This window comes from Aeromonas sp. 6P (genome assembly GCF_051919525.1).
Taxonomy (GTDB): Bacteria; Pseudomonadota; Gammaproteobacteria; order Enterobacterales; family Aeromonadaceae; genus Aeromonas; species Aeromonas veronii.
The window spans coordinates 1787392-1808939 of sequence record NZ_JBQBEO010000002.1; the positions used below are offsets into that span (position 1 = coordinate 1787392).

Annotated in this window: 10 protein-coding genes; all 10 read left to right on the top strand. The window is 53.8% G+C overall.

Features of this window, described 5'->3' with window-relative positions; genetic code table 11:
- Nucleotides 1-309: 309 nt before the first annotated feature.
- Complete coding sequence (locus ACTG2J_RS08500; RefSeq protein WP_042083735.1) at nucleotides 310-1239, top strand: TIGR01212 family radical SAM protein; 930 nt, start codon at nucleotides 310-312, stop codon at nucleotides 1237-1239.
- A 377-nt stretch (nucleotides 1240-1616) separates the two neighbouring features.
- Nucleotides 1617-3761 (top strand): type I secretion system permease/ATPase, encoded by a 2145-nt coding sequence (locus tag ACTG2J_RS08505; RefSeq protein WP_005350980.1) that lies wholly within the window; start codon nucleotides 1617-1619, stop codon nucleotides 3759-3761.
- The gene (locus ACTG2J_RS08510; RefSeq protein WP_005350982.1) at nucleotides 3754-5187 is read left to right on the top strand and encodes an HlyD family type I secretion periplasmic adaptor subunit; all 1434 of its coding nucleotides are present in this window, start codon (nucleotides 3754-3756) and stop codon (nucleotides 5185-5187) included. Before ACTG2J_RS08505 ends, ACTG2J_RS08510 begins: the two co-directional genes overlap by 8 nt.
- A 37-nt stretch (nucleotides 5188-5224) precedes the next feature.
- Entirely contained in the window at nucleotides 5225-6544 is a 1320-nt protein-coding gene (locus ACTG2J_RS08515) for a TolC family outer membrane protein (RefSeq protein ID WP_439997389.1), read from the top strand.
- 135 nt (nucleotides 6545-6679) lie between these two features.
- Nucleotides 6680-7432: a transglutaminase-like cysteine peptidase gene (locus ACTG2J_RS08520; RefSeq protein ID WP_439997905.1), complete on the top strand. Its 753-nt coding sequence runs from the start codon at nucleotides 6680-6682 to the stop codon at nucleotides 7430-7432.
- Nucleotides 7433-7435: 3 nt separating this feature from the next.
- A complete protein-coding gene (locus ACTG2J_RS08525) occupies nucleotides 7436-9361 on the top strand; it encodes an EAL domain-containing protein (RefSeq protein ID WP_042056178.1) in 1926 nt (641 codons plus the stop codon).
- Nucleotides 9362-9624: 263 nt separating this feature from the next.
- Entirely contained in the window at nucleotides 9625-18681 is a 9057-nt protein-coding gene (locus tag ACTG2J_RS08530; RefSeq protein ID WP_439997390.1) for a retention module-containing protein, read from the top strand.
- Entirely contained in the window at nucleotides 18675-20063 is a 1389-nt protein-coding gene (locus tag ACTG2J_RS08535; RefSeq protein WP_439997391.1) for a type I secretion C-terminal target domain-containing protein, read from the top strand. The genes ACTG2J_RS08530 and ACTG2J_RS08535 overlap by 7 nt, the downstream gene beginning before the upstream one ends.
- An 86-nt stretch (nucleotides 20064-20149) precedes the next feature.
- Entirely contained in the window at nucleotides 20150-20710 is a 561-nt protein-coding gene (locus ACTG2J_RS08540; RefSeq protein WP_439997392.1) for a hypothetical protein, read from the top strand.
- Nucleotides 20711-20765: 55 nt separating this feature from the next.
- Nucleotides 20766-21482: an SIMPL domain-containing protein gene (locus ACTG2J_RS08545; RefSeq protein ID WP_005337338.1), complete on the top strand. Its 717-nt coding sequence runs from the start codon at nucleotides 20766-20768 to the stop codon at nucleotides 21480-21482.
- Nucleotides 21483-21548: the final 66 nt, after the last annotated feature.

Consider the following 21548-nt stretch of genomic DNA (forward strand, 5'->3'; position numbering starts at 1 on the left):
TTTTACCAACCCTATGCTACCGAGAGCGGAAGTGATCACATTTTCAATATCCCATGCTTGCAATTGTGTGCTGTAGGGTCTCTTTGAATTTTTCATTGTTCAACAGTGGGTTATCAGGTCTCATTTTCATATGGATGTTTACTGTTTGAATCGTCAAAGAACTGTAAAAATCCTTTTTTTGCGCTTTTTCTCTATATTTATTCAAAATTGGTCGGGTCTTTATATGTTTTACCCTCTCCGCTAGCTTGATCCAGCTCAGCCCCTGTTTTGCGCAAGCTCGTACAATGGCGCTCCTTTAGCGGAGGTGTCATGCAGTTACACGAACTCGTCAATACATTCGGTCAGGATCTCAAGCAGCGTCATGGTCAGAAGATCCACAAACTCTCCATCCACGGGGCCTTCACCTGCCCGAACCGTGACGGCACCCTGGGCCGTGGTGGCTGCACCTTCTGCAACGTATCCTCTTTTGCTGACGAGTCGGCTCAGCAACTCTCCGTGGTGCAACAACTGCTGGCTCGCCGGGACGAAGTCACCCGTGCCAAGCGCTATCTTGCCTATTTTCAGGCCTATACCAGCACCTATGCCGAGGTCGAATATCTGCAGCGGATGTATGAAGAGGCGCTGTCAGTGAGCGATATGGTGGGGCTCTGTGTGGGCACTCGCCCCGATTGCGTGCCGGATGCGGTGCTGGATCTGTTGGCGGGCTATCAGGCCCGGGGTTACGAGGTGTGGCTGGAGCTCGGGCTGCAAAGTGCCAACGACAAGACCCTGCAACGGATCAACCGCGGCCACGGTTATGCCGCCTATGAGGATGCGGTAAGACGTGCCCATCAGCGCGGCATCAAGGTATGTGCTCATCTGATCGTCGGCCTGCCGGGCGAAGTGCCGATGGACAGCCTCGATACCCTGCATCGCATCGTTGAGACCGGTGTTGAGGGGATCAAGCTGCATCCGCTTCATGTGGTAGAGGGTAGTACTCTTGGCAAAGCGTGGCAGGCGGGGCGCCTTGAGGTCTTGACGCTGGAGCAGTATGTGGAAGCGGCCGTTGCCATGATCCAGCACACGCCGCCCGAGGTGGTGTATCACCGGATTTCGGCCTCCGCGCGCCGTCCAACCCTGTTGGCGCCAGCCTGGTGTGAAAATCGCTGGACGGCCATGGCGGACATTGCCAAAGCACTCTCATTGAACGGCCCGCAAGGTCACGCGTTGGGCAGACCCTTCATACTTCCTGACCTATAATTGAGCGCCAGATTATTATTTTCACGTAAAACATAGGGTTATATAAAAAACTTCATACCCTAAACTATAGTTTTGCTACGTGCCGGTTGATATAGTGGTGCGCCATAATAAATGCCATTATCAATTAACTCCGACATTCACCCTGATTGCAGTGTTAGCATGGTGTTGATGAGCCGATTATTTTTACCAATAACGAATCATGCCGCCATTGCTGCTGTGCCGGGAAATTGGCGATGAGTGTCGCGATCTATCTGGACAGGTTTATCCCCTGATCAGTCTCATCAGCGGGAAGGCCACTCGGTTTTAGCGTGGCTATAGCAGGGAAATATGAGCGATGAACGCTCTTATCTACCTCATTTATGCAGTGACAGGATGCTATGCAAGCAGAAACAAGTCGTATTGATGAGTTATTGGAGTGTCTGGTCTTCTTGACCCGTTTTTATGGTGTGCCCAACAGCCAGGATGCCCTGACGACCGGGTTGCCACTGGTCTCCGGACGCCTGACAACCGCACTCTTTTGCCGTGCTGCCGAGCGGGGCGGGTTATCCGCCCGTGAAGTGATACAGCCACTGGCCGATATTTCTCCCTTGCTGCTGCCTTGTGTATTGCAGATGCGCAGTGGTGGCGCCTGCATTTTGCTGGAGTGGAACGAAGATCGCAGCCAGGGGAAAGTGATTTTCCCGCAGGCCGGTGATGCCGCGCAATGGCTGACCGCAGCCCAATTGGGTGATGAGTATCTGGGACGCCTCTTCTATGTAAAGAAGCAGTTCAAGTTTGACGAGCGCTCGCCCAAGGTACTGGAAACCCGTGATGGCCACTGGTTCTGGAGCACCTTGTTCGAATCCCGCGGCATCTATCGCGATGTGCTGATCGCCTCCATTCTGATCAACCTGTTTGCCATTGCCAGCCCTCTTTTCACCATGAACGTCTATGACAAGATTGTGCCCAATCTGGCGTTTGATTCACTCTGGGTGCTGGCGGTCGGGGCCATGGTGGTCTTTACCTTCGATTTTGTGATGCGGCAGTTGCGCAGCTACTTTATCGATATCGCTGGCAAAAAGTCTGATGTGCTGCTGTCCGCCAAGATTTTCGCCAAGGTGATGGGCATGAGGATGGAATCTCGTCCCGCTTCCACCGGCGCGTTCGCCAAACATCTGCAGGAATTTGAATCGGTGCGGGAGTTTTTCACCTCCGCAACGGTTTCTACTCTTATCGATCTCCCTTTTGCCGTCTTCTTCCTTTTTATCATCTGGATGTTTGCCGGTGTGATGGTGGTGGTCCCCATCGTCGCCATGCTGATCCTCATCGCTTACAGCTTTTATATTCAGGAGCCCCTCAAGCAGTCCATCGAAGAGGGTTCGCGCCTTGCGTCCCAGAAGAACGCCAACCTGATTGAAAGTATTTCCGGGCTGGAAACCGTCAAGATTTTCGGCGCCGAGAGCATGTTCCAGCATCGCTGGGAACAGGCCGTTTCTCATATTTCCACCTGGGGCGTACAGACCCGCCGCATTACCAACTCCATGTCCTCGCTGGCCAGTTATATCCAGCAGGTGGTGACGGTTGGTCTGGTGATTGTCGGTGTTTACCAGATCTCCGAAGGCTTGGTCACTATGGGGGGCATGATTGCCGCCGTGATGCTCTCCAGTCGCGCCATTGCACCTATGGTGCAACTCTCCGTGTTGTCGACCCGTTATAACCAGGCCAAGTCAGCACTGGATATTCTGGAAAAAATCATGCAAACCCCGGGAGAGCAGGAGGAAGGCAAGCAATATATCCATCATCCGGTGATTGCCGGTCGCATTGAATTCGAGAATGTCTCCTTCAAATATCCCGGCATGGAAACCAGCACCCTGCACAATATCAATTTGCGCATTCAGCCGGGCGAAAAGGTGGCGATTATCGGCCGGATTGGGGCGGGTAAAACGACCCTCGAGAAGTTGTTGATGGGGCTGTATCGACCGACCGATGGCTCGGTACGTATCGACGGTTTTGAACTTGATCAACTGCCACCTGCGGTGATCCGTCGCAATATCGGCTGTGTTCCGCAAGATGTCATTCTCTTTTTCGGATCGGTGCGGGACAACATCATGCTGGGTAATCCGCTGGTGGATGATGTGAGAGTCTTGCGCGCAGCCAAGCGGGCGGGTGTCACCAACTTTACCAACCGGGATCCTAACGGGCTGGATCGGCAGATAGGCGAGGGGGGCCGTCAGCTATCCGGTGGCCAGCGTCAGTCGATCCTGCTGGCACGCGCCCTGCTCAATGATCCCCCCATTCTGGTGATGGATGAGCCGACCTCCAACATGGACAATCAGTCCGAGATGCAGGTCAAACAGGAGCTCGCCAGACTGGGCCCGGAAACCACATTGATCCTCATCACTCACAAAACCTCGATGCTGGATGTGGCATCGCGAGTGATCGTCATCGAGCAGGGGCAGATCGTTGCTGATGGTCCCAAAGAGGTGGTGTTACAGCAGTTGAAGGAAGGCAAGGTGCGCGTGCAGGAGGTGTCCCATGGTTAAGGGGCTCATGGACTGGTTCAAGCGCAGCAAAAAGACGCCTTCCGGCGAGGTATTGCCAGCACCCGAGCATCTGGAGTTTGTCGATGACGGCGCGGCAGCTGTACTGCTGACCACGCCGACCGGAGCTCGCATCCTGCTATGGTGCTGTTTCCTCTTTTTCATGAGTGCCATCGTCTGGGCGGCCTGGGCCGAACTGGATGAAGTCACCGTGGGTCAGGGCAAAGTTATTCCGTCCCGTCAGCTGCAGGTGATCCAGAACCTGGAAGGGGGGATCGTCAAAGAGATCTTCGTCAAAGAGGGGGACATCGTCGAAAAGGGGCAGCCGCTGCTGCGTATTGATGACACCCGTTTCCGCTCCGACTTTAGAGAACGGGAGCAAGAGGTCGTCACCCTGAAGGGGGATGTGGCCCGTCTGCGCGCCGAGATGGCCAGCGTCGAGGTGAAAAACGACCCGGCACTGGGGTGGCGTGAGCAGGTAGTGGTAGGCGAAGCGCCAATCCAGTTCCCCGATGGTTATGAAACCGTCTTTGCCGAATATGCGCACCGTGAGCGCTCTGTACAGCGGGATCGCCTCAATAACCTGAAGAACCAGCTCTATATTCTTGGTCAGCAAATCGAACAGAAAGAGCAGGAGCTGATTGAACTTAATGCCAAAATTCGCACCGTGAATCGCAGTGTGGATCTGGCCAGACAGGAACTGAATATTAGCCGTCCGCTGGCGAAAGAGGGTATAGTGCCTCAAGTGGAGCTAATCAAGCTTGAGCGGCAGGTCAACGAGATGCAGGGGGAGCTGGAGAGCAACCGTCTGCTGATCCCAAAACTCAATTCGGTACTGCGTGAGACCATCTCCAAGCGTAATGATATTGCGCTAAAATTCAGAGCAGACTCCCAGACTGAACTGAATGAGAAACAGGGGCGGCTTGGCCAGTTATCAGAAGGGCAGGTTGGCTTGCGAGACAGGGTCGACCGGACCAGCGTGATTGCTCCGCTCAAGGGCACCATCAAGAAACTCAAGATCAACACCCTGGGCGGCGTGGTTCAGCCCGGCATGGATTTGATGGAGATTGTGCCGTTGGAGGATACCTTGCTGGTAGAAGCCAAGGTGTCACCGAAAGATATCGCCTTCCTGCGACCGGGGCTGGATGCCATCGTCAAAATTACTGCCTATGACTTTACAATCTATGGAGGATTGCATGGCAAGGTTGAACAGATAAGTGCGGATTCGATCCAGGATGAGGAGGGGAACTCCTTTTATCTGGTTCGGGTTCGAACTGAGAAGAGTTACTTGGGCGATGAGCTTAACGCACTTCCCATCATCCCCGGTATGTTAGCCAGTGCTGATATCATTACTGGTAAAAAAAGTGTCCTAGACTATTTGCTTAAGCCGATTTTACGGGCGAAGCAGTCGGCACTGAGAGAACGATAAGCCAACAATCTAAAAACAAAACATGACTGGAGATAACATGAAAAAAACGATTGTTGCCATGCTGGTCAGTGGCTGCATCCTGATCCCGAGTTTGGGTCAGGCCCAGACTCTGGAAGAGTCGGTGGCACAGACACTTGCTACGCATCCCAAGATCAAGGAAGCGTTTGATCTGTATCAGGCACGACTCTATCAGCATGATGGAGCCAAGGGTGGCTATTATCCCACGATCGATCTGCGTGGTGGCGTAGGCTATGAAAAGACTGACAGCCCTACAACTCGTGCTCCTGGGTTCAGGGGTGATGATTCACTGACGCGTAAAGAAGCCGGACTCAGTCTGCGGCAAATGTTGTTTGATGGCTTTGATGTCAGCAACAACGTCTCCAGAACCGAAGCAGAAGCCAATGCCCAGCGTCTGGCGATGATCTCCGAAGCAGAGAATACTGCGCTGCGAGTAGCTGAGGTCTACCTCAATATGCTGCGTCAGCAGGAGATTTTGGAACTCTCCAAACAGAACCTGGAAACCCACGAACAGATCCGCAGCGACATCAGCAAGCGGACTGATTCAGGGCTTGGCTCTACTGCGGATCAGACCCAGATTGAAGGTCGTGTTGCCCGAGCCTATTCAAATCAGGCTGCTGCTGAAAACAACTATCGCGATGCAGAGAGTGAATTTATTCGTGTCGTGAACGAGGTACCCAAAGATCTGGTGCAGCCGGTTCCCAATACCGAGCTTATCCCGACCAGCCTCGATAGTGCGCTGAAAACGGCGACCGAAGTCCACCCCACCCTGCTCTCTTCCTTGCAGGATATCGAAGCGGCCAAGTATCAGCATGAAGGTGCCAAATCCGGTTTCTATCCCAATGTGACATTCGAGGTCGATCAGAACTGGAATGAGGATATCGATGCTGTTCCTGGCCGTAATGATGACCTGACCGCCATGGTGCGGATGCGTTACAACCTGTTCCGTGGCGGCTCTGATGTGGCAGAGAGCAATGCAACATCGGCGCTCTACTCTCAGGCGAAAGACATTCATGTGAATGCGTTCCGCCAGGTGGAGGAAGGCACTCGTCTGGCCTGGAACGCGAAAGAGTCGCTGGCCAAGCAGAAGACCTTCCTGAAAGAGCATGTTGACGCCAGCTATGACACCGTACAGGCATACAAGAAGCAGTTTGGGTTGGGTCAACGGACATTGCTGGACGTATTGAACACCGAGAACGAACTGTTCGAGGCGCGTCGCAGCTACATTACTGCCGAGTATGATGCACTGCTGGCGGACTATCGCATTCTCAACGCGACAGGTAGCCTGCTCAATGCATTTAGCGTCAAACAACCCGCTGAATGGCAGGCCAGGCAATAACCGTTTGCCCATGATCCCGCTGGGATCATGAACGCCAATATGGTGACTGCTGCTGGCAGTCACCATGTTTGGCTAAAGCAGATGGTTGCACGGGCTTTGAGGAGTGCAGCAGCAATAATGCAGCAGGAATATGACGTGACACTCCAGCGCGAAACCGGCGGCAGATGGTGTTATCTTCTTAATGAATGGAGATACAGATCCCTACGCGCTTTGCGCCACTCCTTATGGATCCTGCTGTTACCCTTCTCACTTCTGCTCTGTGCCAGTCAGCCTCTGCCACAGGAAGATCTCAACTTGATCAAACGGGCGGATCAGACCTATGGCGCCAGAGCCGGCAAGCGTGTAACCAGTTGGCGTATGCTGGTCATGGAGACGAAGGGCAGGGCCCTGAGCGAAGAAAAAAAGCTTGAGCGGGTTAATAATTTTTTCAATCGGATGCGTTTTATTGACGATATCAAGTTATGGCGCAAAAAGGATTATTGGGCAACCCCGCTGGAATTTTTGGGGGCCGCCGGGGGAGACTGTGAAGATTTCAGTATCGCCAAATACTCTACGCTGCTCGAGCTTGGGATCCCGGATGATAAAATGCGGATGGTGTACGTCAAGGCTCTCGATTACAACCAGTTTCACATGGTGGTGGCATATTATGAGACACCCTCTTCCGTTCCGGTTATTTTGGATAATTTGATAGGCTCGATTCGCCCAGCCACACAGCGGCGTGATCTGGAGCCTATTTACAGTTTTAACGGTAGTCACTTGTGGTTGATGAAGGCACGAGGCCAAGGGGAACTGGCTGGTCAATCATCCCGCTTGGGATTATGGAATGATTTACGCAATCGCATGACCTCGGGGCGATTGGCTCGGCCAGTGGTGAATTTGGATGATTAACCTATGACGCTCTATCGACAGTTATTAGCCACTATGCTGCTGCTGTTTGGATTGTTATTTGCGGCCACATACTGGGTGCAATTCAATTCAACCCGCACTTATCTGGCGCAGCAACAGGAAACAACGGTCATCAATACGGCAACTTCGCTGGGGCTTGCGCTCACTCCCTATCTGGAAAACGGTGACAAGGTCGGTGCCGAGTCGGTGATCCAGGCTATTTTTGATGGCGGCTATTATCGATTGGTTCGCCTGGATCTGCTGGCCTCAAAGGATGTCATCGAGCAGGAAAATACCAACAATATTCAGGGGGTACCGCGGTGGTTTGTAAATTTGGGACTGTTTCCTGAGGTATCCAACGAGTCAATTCTGACGTCTGGCTGGTTGCAGCTTGGAAAATTAAAAGTAGTGGGTCACCCCGGCCAGGCTTATTACGAGTTGTGGCGTGGGATGAGTGAGCTGGCGAGCTGGTTTCTGGTCGGCTTTTTGATCACCACCATTTTGTTGATGAGAGCACTCAACTACTTGCTCAAGCCACTCAAACAGATCTGTGATCAAGCCGTCGAGATCGAGTTGCACCATTTCGGTCATACGATCCCGGAGCCTAAAACTCATGAATTGAAGCAGGTCGTTCAGGCGATCAACACCCTCTCAAGCAAGTTGGCGTTGCAGTTCAAAGAGCAAGCCGATGAGGCCGAGAAATTGCGTGAGCGGGTTTATGTCGATGCCGTATCGGGACTTGGCAACCGAGCCTATTTTGTGGGTCAGGTAAACGCATGGATAGCGGAGGCAGGCCAAGGTGGCGTCATGCTGGTTGCGGTCGACATGCTGGATGATATCTATCGCGATGAAGGCTTTGCTGCCCGCGACAACATGGTCAAATCGATAGCTCAGGCTTTGAAAGAGCAATTAAAAGGGTGGGATGGCGCAGCCTTGGCACGGATCTCCGCGACGGAATATGCGCTGCTCTGTCCAACTGACGATCTGACTCAGCTAAAAGAGCTGGCTGAAGTGATTAATAGCCGCATTGCCGATCTGGTGGTGAATCCAATGGGCGAAGGGGATGCGCTCTCCGTCATCGGTATTGCCGGTCGTGATGGTAATGATGATCTCTCTGCCTTGTTGACCAAAGCCGATAATGCGCTTGGCAAGGCGCGCAATGAACGCCGTGGTGCTGTGGTGATGGAAGGGGGGACCGAGCAAGGTTTGATGGGGCGTTTGGCCTGGCGAGATCTGGTACAAGATGCCATTTCACGACAACTTTGGCGCTTCAAAGCCCAACCAGCTTGCCGGTTTGATAATGGAGCAAGGTTGCATGCCGAGCTGTTTGCTTCTATCTCTCGGGATGGCACTGATTATTTTGCAGGTCAGTTCTTGCCCGCGATTGAACAGTTCAAATTGGGTGGCGAGTTTGACCAAGCGGTGCTTGATGCTTGCGTTCCATTACTGCAAAAACAGTCTGATCTGGTACTGGCGATCAACATCACTGCTGGCTCGCTCTGCTCGGATGAATTTTTAACCTGGCTGACGCGCTATCTGACCGAGCATGCAGAGCTCAAAGAGCGGTTGTTATTTGAAATACCTGAAGCTGCCATCATGAAACATAAAGACAACGTGGCTGCGTTGGTGGGCACCTTGCAAGCTCATGGCTTCCAGTGGGGGGTTGACCACTATGGTCGTCACTTCCAGTCTCTTGGCTATCTGGAGGAGCTGTCGCCGGCTTATGTCAAGGTCGATCACGGTTATACCAGTCAGGTCATGGAGCCGGGGGCTGACACCTCATTCCTGGCAGCAGTGTGCCGCGCCGCACACAATGCCGGTGTGACCACCATTGCGACCCGTGTCGAGGATCAACATCAAGTGGAACTGCTTTCCAAGTTGCATATCGATGGTTACCAGGGATTTGTTCATCCTGCCTTCCCATTGTCTTGAACTAAATGCTGGAAATGGCCCCGATAGGGGCCTTTTTTATACCAGTCACTTCTCTTTTCGCCATTTTTCTATAACCAACTCAAGGTCAGCCTTGAATGGGGCTGTGTCTAGGGTTCTGATTTGTATTAAGAAATTCCAACTCTTCGATTTTTTTCCGTCCATTTGTTGAATTCCTCTCGAACGTACGCTTTTTTGCAACGGAACTGCGCGCTATCTCCTTCTACGGTGTAGACATCAAGATCTGTCACCTTGGAGCAATGGATATGCGTACCCAAATCATCGACAAGTCCGTGGTTGTCTCAGCTATAGAAGGCAATGTGGAGATTGTGCTGGCTGATGGAAGCAGCCGCCCTCTGCAAAAAGGGGAAATTCTCCAACCCGGAGCAAAATTGGCCATAGCTGATGACGCCAAGCTGGCTCTTTCCCCTTATGACGATACTCCTGCATCGGATGTACCAGCCGGTTCCGAGTCCGCTGAACCTGCTCAACCGCAAGTGGCGGCCAGCCAGGAAGGCGCTCCTTCAGATATTGCCGCATTGCAAGAATCGATTCTGCAGGGTGTTGACCCGACTCAAAACTTTGAGGCTTCTGCTGCTGGTGGGGCACCAGCGGCCGGTGGTGGTGGCGGTATTGGTGGAGTTGCGGGGGCCAGTGGTAATGGTGGTTTCGTAACAATTGATCGAACAGGCGATGCCACGATAGCGGCTGCAGGGTTTGATACCACCTACGATACGGCCGCTGTCATCAATGAAAATCAGGCCGAAGATTTGATTCTTGAAAATCAGCTTGATGATTTGGGCGAAACCGCCGTGACCCTGGAAGACACTCAGATCAGTGGGAATTTGCTCGACAATAGTACCAATCCAGATGGGCCTGCTGATGCCTCTATCGTTTCATATGACTGGGGTATCAATATCGGAGTCCCTGCCGGTGTTGCTGCCACCATTACCGGAGTGGGCACGCTGATCATCAATCCGGATGGGAGCTATACCTTTACTCCGGCTCCTAACTATGATGGTGCAGTTCCCCCGGTGAACTATCAGGTAACTGATGGCCAGGATACAGTGACTTCAACACTCGTTATCTCCATTACTCCGGTAGATGAGGAGGTTGGCCTTGATGGGCTTACCCTGGAAGGGGGAGAGGTGTTGGTCAGTGATGCCAATCTGGCGGATGGTTCAACCCCCAATGCGACAGCGTTGACTCAAGGTGGAGTATTTACCTTCAGCGCCCCCGATGGCGTGCAAACGCTGGCGATCGGGGTGATCCAGTTGATCAGCAATGGCACTGTGGTTGCTCTGCCTGTATCCATTGAGACACCGCTGGGCAATGGATTGCAAATCACCGCAATAACCTACGATCCCGTTACCGGTAACGGCAGTGTCTCCTACAGCTATACCCTCCTTGATAATGAAGCTCATCAACAACCCGCTTCTGACCTGCAATTGGGTGAGAGCCTAACGGTGACCTTGACTGATGATGACGGTGATACAGCCAGCGCAACGCTGGATATCGTTGTGCTGGATGACGTACCGGTGCTGCAGCAAGAAGGTAGCAGCGACACGGTTAATGTGGACGAGGATGACTTGCTGAAATCGCGTGGTGAGGGTGAGTCAGAGGGTAATGACGTTGGTGAGCGTGAGCCGTTGTCACTCACTGGCAGCATTGTCGACAACGTGTCGTGGGGGGCGGATGGGTTTGGCAAGGTTACTGGCGTGAGTTGGGCAGATGGCAGTGCCACCATTGGTGAAAACCAGACCTCGGTGACGGTGTACTTCGATGCGAAAGGTGCCGTGCAACCTGGTGTTGCCGGTGCTGCGGCCAGTTTGTTGGTGAATGCGGATGGTTCATACACCTTCACGCTGGCAGACAACCTGCTGGTATCAGGTGAGGGAGAGAACGTAGTTAAGTTGCTGACCGATGGCTTTACCTTTGCGGCGCAGGATGGCGATGGTGACCCGGTGGTGGGTGGCATCAAGGTGAATGTGAACATCACTGATGACGTGCCGGTGCTGCAGCAAGAAGGTAGCAGCGACACGGTTAATGTGGACGAGGATGACTTGCTGAAATCGCGTGGTGAGGGTGAGTCAGAGGGTAATGACGTTGGTGAGCGTGAGCCGTTGTCACTCACTGGCAGCATTGTCGACAACGTGTCGTGGGGGGCGGATGGGTTTGGCAAGGTGACTGGTGTGAGCTGGAGCGGTGGCATGGCCACCATTGATGAAGGCCAGACCTCTGTGACGGTGTACTTTGATGCGAACGGCGCGGTGCAGGCTGAAGCAACTGGAGCGGCGGCCAGCTTGCAGGTGAATGCAGATGGCTCGTACACCTTCACCCTGGCAGACAACCTGCTGGTATCGGGTGAGGGAGAGAACGTAGTTAAGTTGCTGACCGATGGCTTTACCTTTGCGGCGCAGGATGGCGATGGCGACCCGGTGGTGGGTGGCATCAAGGTGAATGTAAACATCACCGATGATGTACCGGTGCTCAAGCAAACAGGGGGCAGTGACACTGTTGACGTCGATGAGGATGACTTGCAGGCCTTGCGTGGCGAGGATGAGTCAGAGGGTAATGACGTTGGTGAGCGTGAGCCGTTGTCACTCACTGGTAGTATTGTCGACAACGTGTCGTGGGGGGCGGATGGGTTTGGCAAGGTTACTGGCGTGAGTTGGGCAGATGGCAGTGCCACCATTGGTGAAAACCAGACCTCGGTGACGGTGTACTTCGATGCGAACGGCGCGGTGCAGGCTGAAGCAACTGGAGCGGCGGCCAGCTTGCAGGTGAATGCAGATGGCTCGTACACCTTCACCCTGGCAGACAACCTGCTGGTATCGGGTGAGGGAGAGAACGTAGTTAAGTTGCTGACCGATGGCTTTACCTTTGCGGCGCAGGATGGCGATGGCGACCCGGTGGTGGGTGGCATCAAGGTGAATGTGAACATCACTGATGACGTACCGGTGCTCAAGCAAACAGGGGGCAGTGACACTGTTGACGTCGATGAGGATGACTTGCAGGCCTTGCGTGGCGAGGATGAGTCAGAGGGTAATGACGCTGGTGAGCGCGAGCCGTTATCAGTCACAGGCAACATAGTGGACAACGTTGCCTGGGGTGCGGACGGCTTTGGCAAGGTGACTGGTGTGAGCTGGAGCGGTGGCATGGCCACCATTGATGAAGGCCAGACCTCTGTGACGGTGTACTTTGATGCGAACGGCGCGGTGCAGGCTGAAGCAACTGGAGCGGCGGCCAGCTTGCAGGTGAATGCAGATGGCTCGTACACCTTCACCCTGGCAGACAACCTGCTGGTATCGGGTGAGGGAGAGAACGTAGTTAAGTTGCTGACCGATGGCTTTACCTTTGCGGCGCAGGATGGCGATGGCGACCCGGTGGTGGGTGGCATCAAGGTGAATGTGAACATCACTGATGACGTACCGGTGCTCAAGCAAACAGGGGGCAGTGACACTGTTGACGTCGATGAGGATGACTTGCAGGCCTTGCGTGGCGAGGATGAGTCAGAGGGTAATGACGTTGGTGAGCGTGAGCCGTTGTCACTCACTGGTAGTATTGTCGACAACGTGTCGTGGGGGGCGGATGGGTTTGGCAAGGTTACTGGCGTGAGTTGGGCAGATGGCAGTGCCACCATTGGTGAAAACCAGACCTCGGTGACGGTGTACTTCGATGCGAACGGCGCGGTGCAGGCTGAAGCAACTGGAGCGGCGGCCAGCTTGCAGGTGAATGCAGATGGCTCGTACACCTTCACCCTGGCAGACAACCTGCTGGTATCGGGTGAGGGAGAGAACGTAGTTAAGTTGCTGACCGATGGCTTTACCTTTGCGGCGCAGGATGGCGATGGCGACCCGGTGGTGGGTGGCATCAAGGTGAATGTAAACATCACCGATGATGTGCCGGTGCTCAAGCAAACAGGGGGCAGTGACACTGTTGACGTCGATGAGGATGACTTGCAGGCCTTGCGTGGCGAGGATAAGTCAGAGGGTAATGACGCTGGTGAGCGCGAGCCGTTATCAGTCACAGGCAACATAGTGGACAACGTTGCCTGGGGTGCGGACGGCTTTGGCAAGGTGACTGGTGTGAGCTGGAGCGGTGGCATGGCCACCATTGATGAAGGCCAGACCTCTGTGACGGTGTACTTTGATGCGAACGGCGCGGTGCAGGCTGAAGCAACTGGAGCGGCGGCCAGCTTGCAGGTGAATGCAGATGGCTCGTACACCTTCACCCTGGCAGACAACCTGCTGGTATCGGGTGAGGGAGAGAACGTAGTTAAGTTGCTGACCGATGGCTTTACCTTTGCGGCGCAGGATGGCGATGGCGACCCGGTGGTGGGTGGCATCAAGGTGAATGTGAACATCACTGATGACGTACCGGTGCTCAAGCAAACAGGGGGCAGTGACACTGTTGACGTCGATGAGGATGACTTGCAGGCCTTGCGTGGCGAGGATAAGTCAGAGGGTAATGACGTTGGTGAGCGCGAGCCGTTATCAGTCACAGGCAACATAGTGGACAACGTTGCCTGGGGTGCGGACGGCTTTGGCAAGGTGACTGGTGTGAGCTGGAGCGGTGGCATGGCCACCATTGATGAAGGCCAGACCTCTGTGACGGTGTACTTTGATGCGAACGGCGCGGTGCAGGCTGAAGCAACTGGAGCGGCGGCCAGCTTGCAGGTGAATGCAGATGGCTCGTACACCTTCACCCTGGCAGACAACCTGCTGGTATCGGGTGAGGGAGAGAACGTAGTTAAGTTGCTGACCGATGGCTTTACCTTTGCGGCGCAGGATGGCGATGGCGACCCGGTGGTGGGTGGCATCAAGGTGAATGTGAACATCACTGATGACGTACCGGTGCTCAAGCAAACAGGGGGCAGTGACACTGTTGACGTCGATGAGGATGACTTGCAGGCCTTGCGTGGCGAGGATAAGTCAGAGGGTAATGACGTTGGTGAGCGTGAGCCGTTGTCACTCACTGGTAGTATTGTCGACAACGTGTCGTGGGGGGCGGATGGGTTTGGCAAGGTTACTGGCGTGAGTTGGGCAGATGGCAGTGCCACCATTGGTGAAAACCAGACCTCGGTGACGGTGTACTTCGATGCGAACGGCGCGGTGCAGGCTGAAGCAACTGGAGCGGCGGCCAGCTTGCAGGTGAATGCAGATGGCTCGTACACCTTCACCCTGGCAGACAACCTGCTGGTATCGGGTGAGGGAGAGAACGTAGTTAAGTTGCTGACCGATGGCTTTACCTTTGCGGCGCAGGATGGCGATGGCGACCCGGTGGTGGGTGGCATCAAGGTGAATGTGAACATCACTGATGACGTACCGGTGCTCAAGCAAACAGGGGGCAGTGACACTGTTGACGTCGATGAGGATGACTTGCAGGCCTTGCGTGGCGAGGATAAGTCAGAGGGTAATGACGCTGGTGAGCGCGAGCCGTTATCAGTCACAGGCAACATAGTGGACAACGTTGCCTGGGGTGCGGACGGCTTTGGCAAGGTGACTGGTGTGAGCTGGAGCGGTGGCATGGCCACCATTGATGAAGGCCAGACCTCTGTGACGGTGTACTTTGATGCGAACGGCGCGGTGCAGGCTGAAGCAACTGGAGCGGCGGCCAGCTTGCAGGTGAATGCAGATGGCTCGTACACCTTCACCCTGGCAGACAACCTGCTGGTATCGGGTGAGGGAGAGAACGTAGTTAAGTTGCTGACCGATGGCTTTACCTTTGCGGCGCAGGATGGCGATGGCGACCCGGTGGTGGGTGGCATCAAGGTGAATGTGAACATCACTGATGACGTACCGGTGCTCAAGCAAACAGGGGGCAGTGACACTGTTGACGTCGATGAGGATGACTTGCAGGCCTTGCGTGGCGAGGATAAGTCAGAGGGTAATGACGTTGGTGAGCGTGAGCCGTTGTCACTCACTGGTAGTATTGTCGACAACGTGTCGTGGGGGGCGGATGGGTTTGGCAAGGTTACTGGCGTGAGTTGGGCAGATGGCAGTGCCACCATTGGTGAAAACCAGACCTCGGTGACGGTGTACTTCGATGCGAACGGCGCGGTGCAGGCTGAAGCAACTGGAGCGGCGGCCAGCTTGCAGGTGAATGCAGATGGCTCGTACACCTTCACCCTGGCAGACAACCTGCTGGTATCGGGTGAGGGAGAGAACGTAGTTAAGTTGCTGACCGATGGCTTTACCTTTGCGGCGCAGGATGGCGATGGCGACCCGGTGGTGGGTGGCATCAAGGTGAATGTAAACATCACCGATGATGTGCCGGTGCTCAAGCAAACAGGGGGCAGTGACACTGTTGACGTCGATGAGGATGACTTGCAGGCCTTGCGTGGCGAGGATAAGTCAGAGGGTAATGACGCTGGTGAGCGCGAGCCGTTATCAGTCACAGGCAACATAGTGGACAACGTTGCCTGGGGTGCGGACGGCTTTGGCAAGGTGACTGGTGTGAGCTGGAGCGGTGGCATGGCCACCATTGATGAAGGCCAGACCTCTGTGACGGTGTACTTTGATGCGAACGGCGCGGTGCAGGCTGAAGCAACTGGAGCGGCGGCCAGCTTGCAGGTGAATGCAGATGGCTCGTACACCTTCACCCTGGCAGACAACCTGCTGGTATCGGGTGAGGGAGAGAACGTAGTTAAGTTGCTGACCGATGGCTTTACCTTTGCGGCGCAGGATGGCGATGGCGACCCGGTGGTGGGTGGCATCAAGGTGAATGTAAACATCACCGATGATGTGCCGGTGCTCAAGCAAACAGGGGGCAGTGACACTGTTGACGTCGATGAGGATGACTTGCAGGCCTTGCGTGGCGAGGATGAGTCAGAGGGTAATGACGCTGGTGAGCGCGAGCCGTTATCAGTCACAGGCAACATAGTGGACAACGTTGCCTGGGGTGCGGACGGCTTTGGCAAGGTGACTGGTGTGAGCTGGAGCGGTGGCATGGCCACCATTGATGAAGGCCAGACCTCTGTGACGGTGTACTTTGATGCGAACGGCGCGGTGCAGGCTGAAGCAACTGGAGCGGCGGCCAGCTTGCAGGTGAATGCAGATGGCTCGTACACCTTCACCCTGGCAGACAACCTGCTGGTATCGGGTGAGGGAGAGAACGTAGTTAAGTTGCTGACCGATGGCTTTACCTTTGCGGCGCAGGATGGCGATGGCGACCCGGTGGTGGGTGGCATCAAGGTGAATGTGAACATCACTGATGACGTACCGGTGCTCAAGCAAACAGGGGGCAGTGACACTGTTGACGTCGATGAGGATGACTTGCAGGCCTTGCGTGGCGAGGATGAGTCAGAGGGTAATGACGTTGGTGAGCGCGAGCCGTTATCAGTCACAGGCAACATAGTGGACAACGTTGCCTGGGGTGCGGACGGCTTTGGCAAGGTGACTGGTGTGAGCTGGAGCGGTGGCATGGCCACCATTGATGAAGGCCAGACCTCTGTGACGGTGTACTTTGATGCGAACGGCGCGGTGCAGGCTGAAGCAACTGGAGCGGCGGCCAGCTTGCAGGTGAATGCAGATGGCTCGTACACCTTCACCCTGGCAGACAACCTGCTGGTATCGGGTGAGGGAGAGAACGTAGTTAAGTTGCTGACCGATGGCTTTACCTTTGCGGCGCAGGATGGCGATGGCGACCCGGTGGTGGGTGGCATCAAGGTGAATGTGAACATCACTGATGACGTACCGGTGCTCAAGCAAACAGGGGGCAGTGACACTGTTGACGTCGATGAGGATGACTTGCAGGCCTTGCGTGGCGAGGATAAGTCAGAGGGTAATGACGTTGGTGAGCGTGAGCCGTTGTCACTCACTGGTAGTATTGTCGACAACGTGTCGTGGGGGGCGGATGGGTTTGGCAAGGTTACTGGCGTGAGTTGGGCAGATGGCAGTGCCACCATTGGTGAAAACCAGACCTCGGTGACGGTGTACTTCGATGCGAAAGGTGCCGTGCAACCTGGTGTTGCCGGTGCTGCGGCCAGTTTGTTGGTGAATGCGGATGGTTCATACACCTTCACGCTGGCAGACAACCTGCTGGTATCAGGTGAGGGAGAGAACGTAGTTAAGTTGCTGACCGATGGCTTTACCTTTGCGGCGCAGGATGGCGATGGTGACCCGGTGGTGGGTGGCATCAAGGTGAATGTGAACATCACTGATGACGTGCCGGTGGCGGTGAACGATGGCCCAGCTTGCATAATCCAGTCACCATTACCGCTAGTTAATGTGACGCTGGTTTTGGATACCTCTGGCAGCATGAAGGGGGACAAACTGGCTGCACTTAAAGCAGCGGTTGCTAACTTGGTGCAAGCTTACGCAGGGCTAGATGCCCCTATTCATGTCAATTTGGTGACCTTCGCAACGGGTTCTTCCAATGTTGGTGACTATAACTTCAACTCGGTTAGTGATTCTGGTTATATCAACCTGATAAGCGCAGTTAATGCGCTTAGCGCAGATGGATGGACTAATTATGCGGAAGCGCTTAATACAGCCAAGGCTCAAATTCTTCTTGATGTGAATAATGTCGGTGCAGATAAAGCCCAACAAAACAAGTTGTATTTTATCTCTGATGGTAATCCTGAACCTGACCCTACCGGTCAAGTTTCAGCGATAACGGCATGGCAAACATTTATTACAAATGGGAATGTTGATAACGATAATAATTCCGAAACCAATCCGTTCCAGGCGCATGCGATTGGTATCAATGTGAATACAGGTACCTACCTTAATCCAATTTCTAGTAGTGGTGCTTATCTTCTTGCCTCACCGGAAAATCTATCCGCTACCTTGGTTGACCTGGCAAGTGCTGGCGGTGGGGTAATCGGTAATGTATTGGCTAACGATAATTCCGGTGCTGATGGAGTAGGTCTTATTGCATCAGTCTCTGTAGGTGCTCAAACCTTTACCCTAAATGCTAGTGGTACTGATATCGATATCTTGGGTACGGGGGGGGTAACTTATAGTTTCGATAAGGATACCAAAGTATTGAGCCTCAATACAGAGCTCGGTATTCTGAAGATCGACCTGCAAGGCACCCATGTGGGGGAATATAGTTTTGTTGCCAAGGCAAATTTATCACCAGCGATCTTTGGTGATGATGGTGCAGTGAAGCAGTTGTTTACCTACACCTTGGTTGATGGGGATGGTGATAAGGCTCCTGCAAACGTGGAGATCTGCATCCGTAGCAACCAGTCTGTTCTAGTAGTTGGCCACAATGTCAGTGATATCGATTCTTCACACGTTGCTCATCATATAGCCAGTCCGTTCGATTCGGTGACTGGAGGCGTTATTCAGGGGGGGCGGGTAATGATGTGCTGATTGGGGATGTTGGTGGCTCCACCAGGTTACCAGGTCAAAAAGCTAACATAGTCTATGTCCTGGATAATTCTGGCAGCATGGATAGCAAAATTCCTTTTACCAATATTCAGGGGGTTACCACTAATATCAGCCGTCTTGATGCATTGAAACAATCGGTTATTGCATCTCTCAATAATCTCTATGAGTCGGGGGCTAGTGATATCAAGGTACATTTGGTCAAGTTTGGAACAAATGCACCCGTTGGCAGTACGTTCACGCTTACCGCTAATGGTACTGATAATCTTGAACAGTTGAAAAGTGCGATTGCATTTGTCAATGCAATCATGGCTAACGGGGGCTATACGAACTATGAGGCCGGCCTGGTGCAGGCCAATAATTGGATTCAGTCGTCAGCCCCTGTTTTGGCTGCGGATGTGAACAAGGTGTTGTTCGTATCTGATGGTGCACCAAATCGAGCCTTGGATAATTCCGGTGGAGTCATCTCTGCCAATGCACAGACAGCGATAAAACACGTCCTTGGTACAGCAGGCAATGATAATGATAACGTCAGTGAGGTCGAATTGATCGAAACGGCTGGTCCAGGTACAGCACAGGCTTTTACCATTGAAGCTGTTGGCATTAATGTATCCGCTAGTGCTAAAGAATTGTTAGACGATGTTGAAGGGAGCGGTGGACTCGCTGATAACGTCATTACTGCCAATCAGTTGATGGGTATTATCGGAAATATTGCCGGGGGGTTAATCAATGTCGCAGTAGTCGGTAATGATGCTCTGCGGGGAGGCGATGGGAACGATATCCTCTTTGGCGACAGTATTTATGCTGACAGTGTCGATGGCGGTTGGGCGGCTTTTGCCGCAACACATCCTGGAGCAACCGACAGTGAACTGAGGGCCTTGATTGCAGCAGGTCATATCTCTTTTGGTCAGGACGGTTCGGTTGGTGGCAATGACCTTCTGGATGGTGGTGCAGGTGATGACACTCTTTACGGACAGAAAGGTGACGATCTGCTGATTGGCGGTGCTGGTAGCGATACCCTGACCGGTGGAGGCGGTAAAGACACCTTTAAGTGGGGGGCGGGTGATGCCGGTGGTGTGGACGTTATCAAAGACTTCACAACTGGTGACGGTGGAGATGTGCTGGATATAAGCGAGCTGCTCACTGGCGAACATGCCAACTCTGGTTGGCTTGATGTGTACCTCAATTTCAGTAGTGATGGGCCAGGTACAAACAAATCAACATTGACGATTGATTTGGATGGTACGAATGGAGGAACCACCCACGTCATGAAATTTGACAGTATTGACCTGACAACCTTGGGCAATAGTGACCTGGAGATCATTCAGAAGTTGTTGGGTGACGGTAACTTGAAGGTTGATCCGTAACCCTGTCTCGGGGCCAGGCTTGCCTGGCCCCTGTTTTTTCCCCCAGGGGATGGATAAGATAGCGGCAGTAGAGGAGAGGGGTAATCATGCAGTCATTTAACTGGGTCGACATTGATGGCATCCGTTATAGCTGGGATGGGCAGGGGAACATTACCTGCGCAGGCCAGTTTGGCTATCAGGCCTCGATCGCGGGGGATCGGCTGGATGGGATGGAGATTGAGAATGAGGCCGGTGATGTAGCGGGCTCGCTCTATGTTGACTTCGCTACGGCCTCTATCACTTATGTGCCGGTCATGGATACCGAGTCTGCCCATAACATGATTCTGGTTGGCCATCATCAGGGGCAGCAGGAGTATCCGCTGGCCAGTTTTCACTCTCCGTTGTTGCAAGATTTGCTAGGACCATCTGATACCATCCCTTGGTCTGCGATGGAGGAGGATAGTGGTGGCCCCAATATCGGGCAGGCGGTGCAAGGACACGTTCTGTCGTGGGACTCGTTCCATTTCGATGATGAGGTGTTGGTCTGTGGCGCGGCTCCTGTGCTGGATATGGCAAACCAGAGCCAGGATCCCGGCAGCATGGTCACCATTAGTCTCGATCTGACCAATCAGATACTGGATCAGATCCCCCCCTTGCACGATATATGAATCCCGTAGCTGCACGGGCATAATGGCCTCAATCTTTCCGATTGAGGTTTTTTCTATGTGGCGTCCCCTTCTTACTCTTTCCGCTCTGGTTGTCAGTGCTCCGCTGCTGGCGATTGAAGTGCCGCAAGCGCCCCATCTGGTGGTGAGCGGTTATGCCGAGCAGAAGACCGAACCCGATATGCTCACCCTCAATGTGGCGGTGAGTGCACTGGATAAGCAGGGCCTCAAGGCCAAGCAGCAGGTCGATACCAAGGTCGCAGCCTTTTTCAGCCAACTGGAAGGGTTGGGGATCAAGCGGAGTGATGTTGAAGCTGGCAATTTGATGGTCTCTCCGGAATATCAGTATGGCGAGAACAAAAAGCCGGTATTGCTGGGATACCGTGCCCAGCGGCAATTGGCGGTCAAACTCTATCAACTGGATAAATTGAGCCCTTTGATGGATACCGCCCTCAAAGCCGGGCTGGAGTCTGTGTCCCAGATTGAGTACGGGTTGAAATCGCCGCAGGTCATCAAGGAGCAAGCGCGTCTGAATGCTGTTGAGGATGCCAAAACCAAGGCAGAGTCTCTGGCCAAGGCGTTTGGGATGAAGCTTGGCAAGGTCTACAGTGTGGAGTACCGCAACGCTTCGCCCATTACCGCCTACAGCCGCAACCTGAAAGTGGTGCAGGCCATGGCGATGGCTGCACCTGCGGCGGATATGGCGGACAACAGCTATCAACAACAGCAGATCACGGTAAGTGATAATATCGAGGCTGTTTTCTTGCTGGAGTGATGCCCGTCGTTTAAGTCCAGTCATGAACAACCCCGCCATTTGCTGCGGGGTTTTTATTGCGCATCG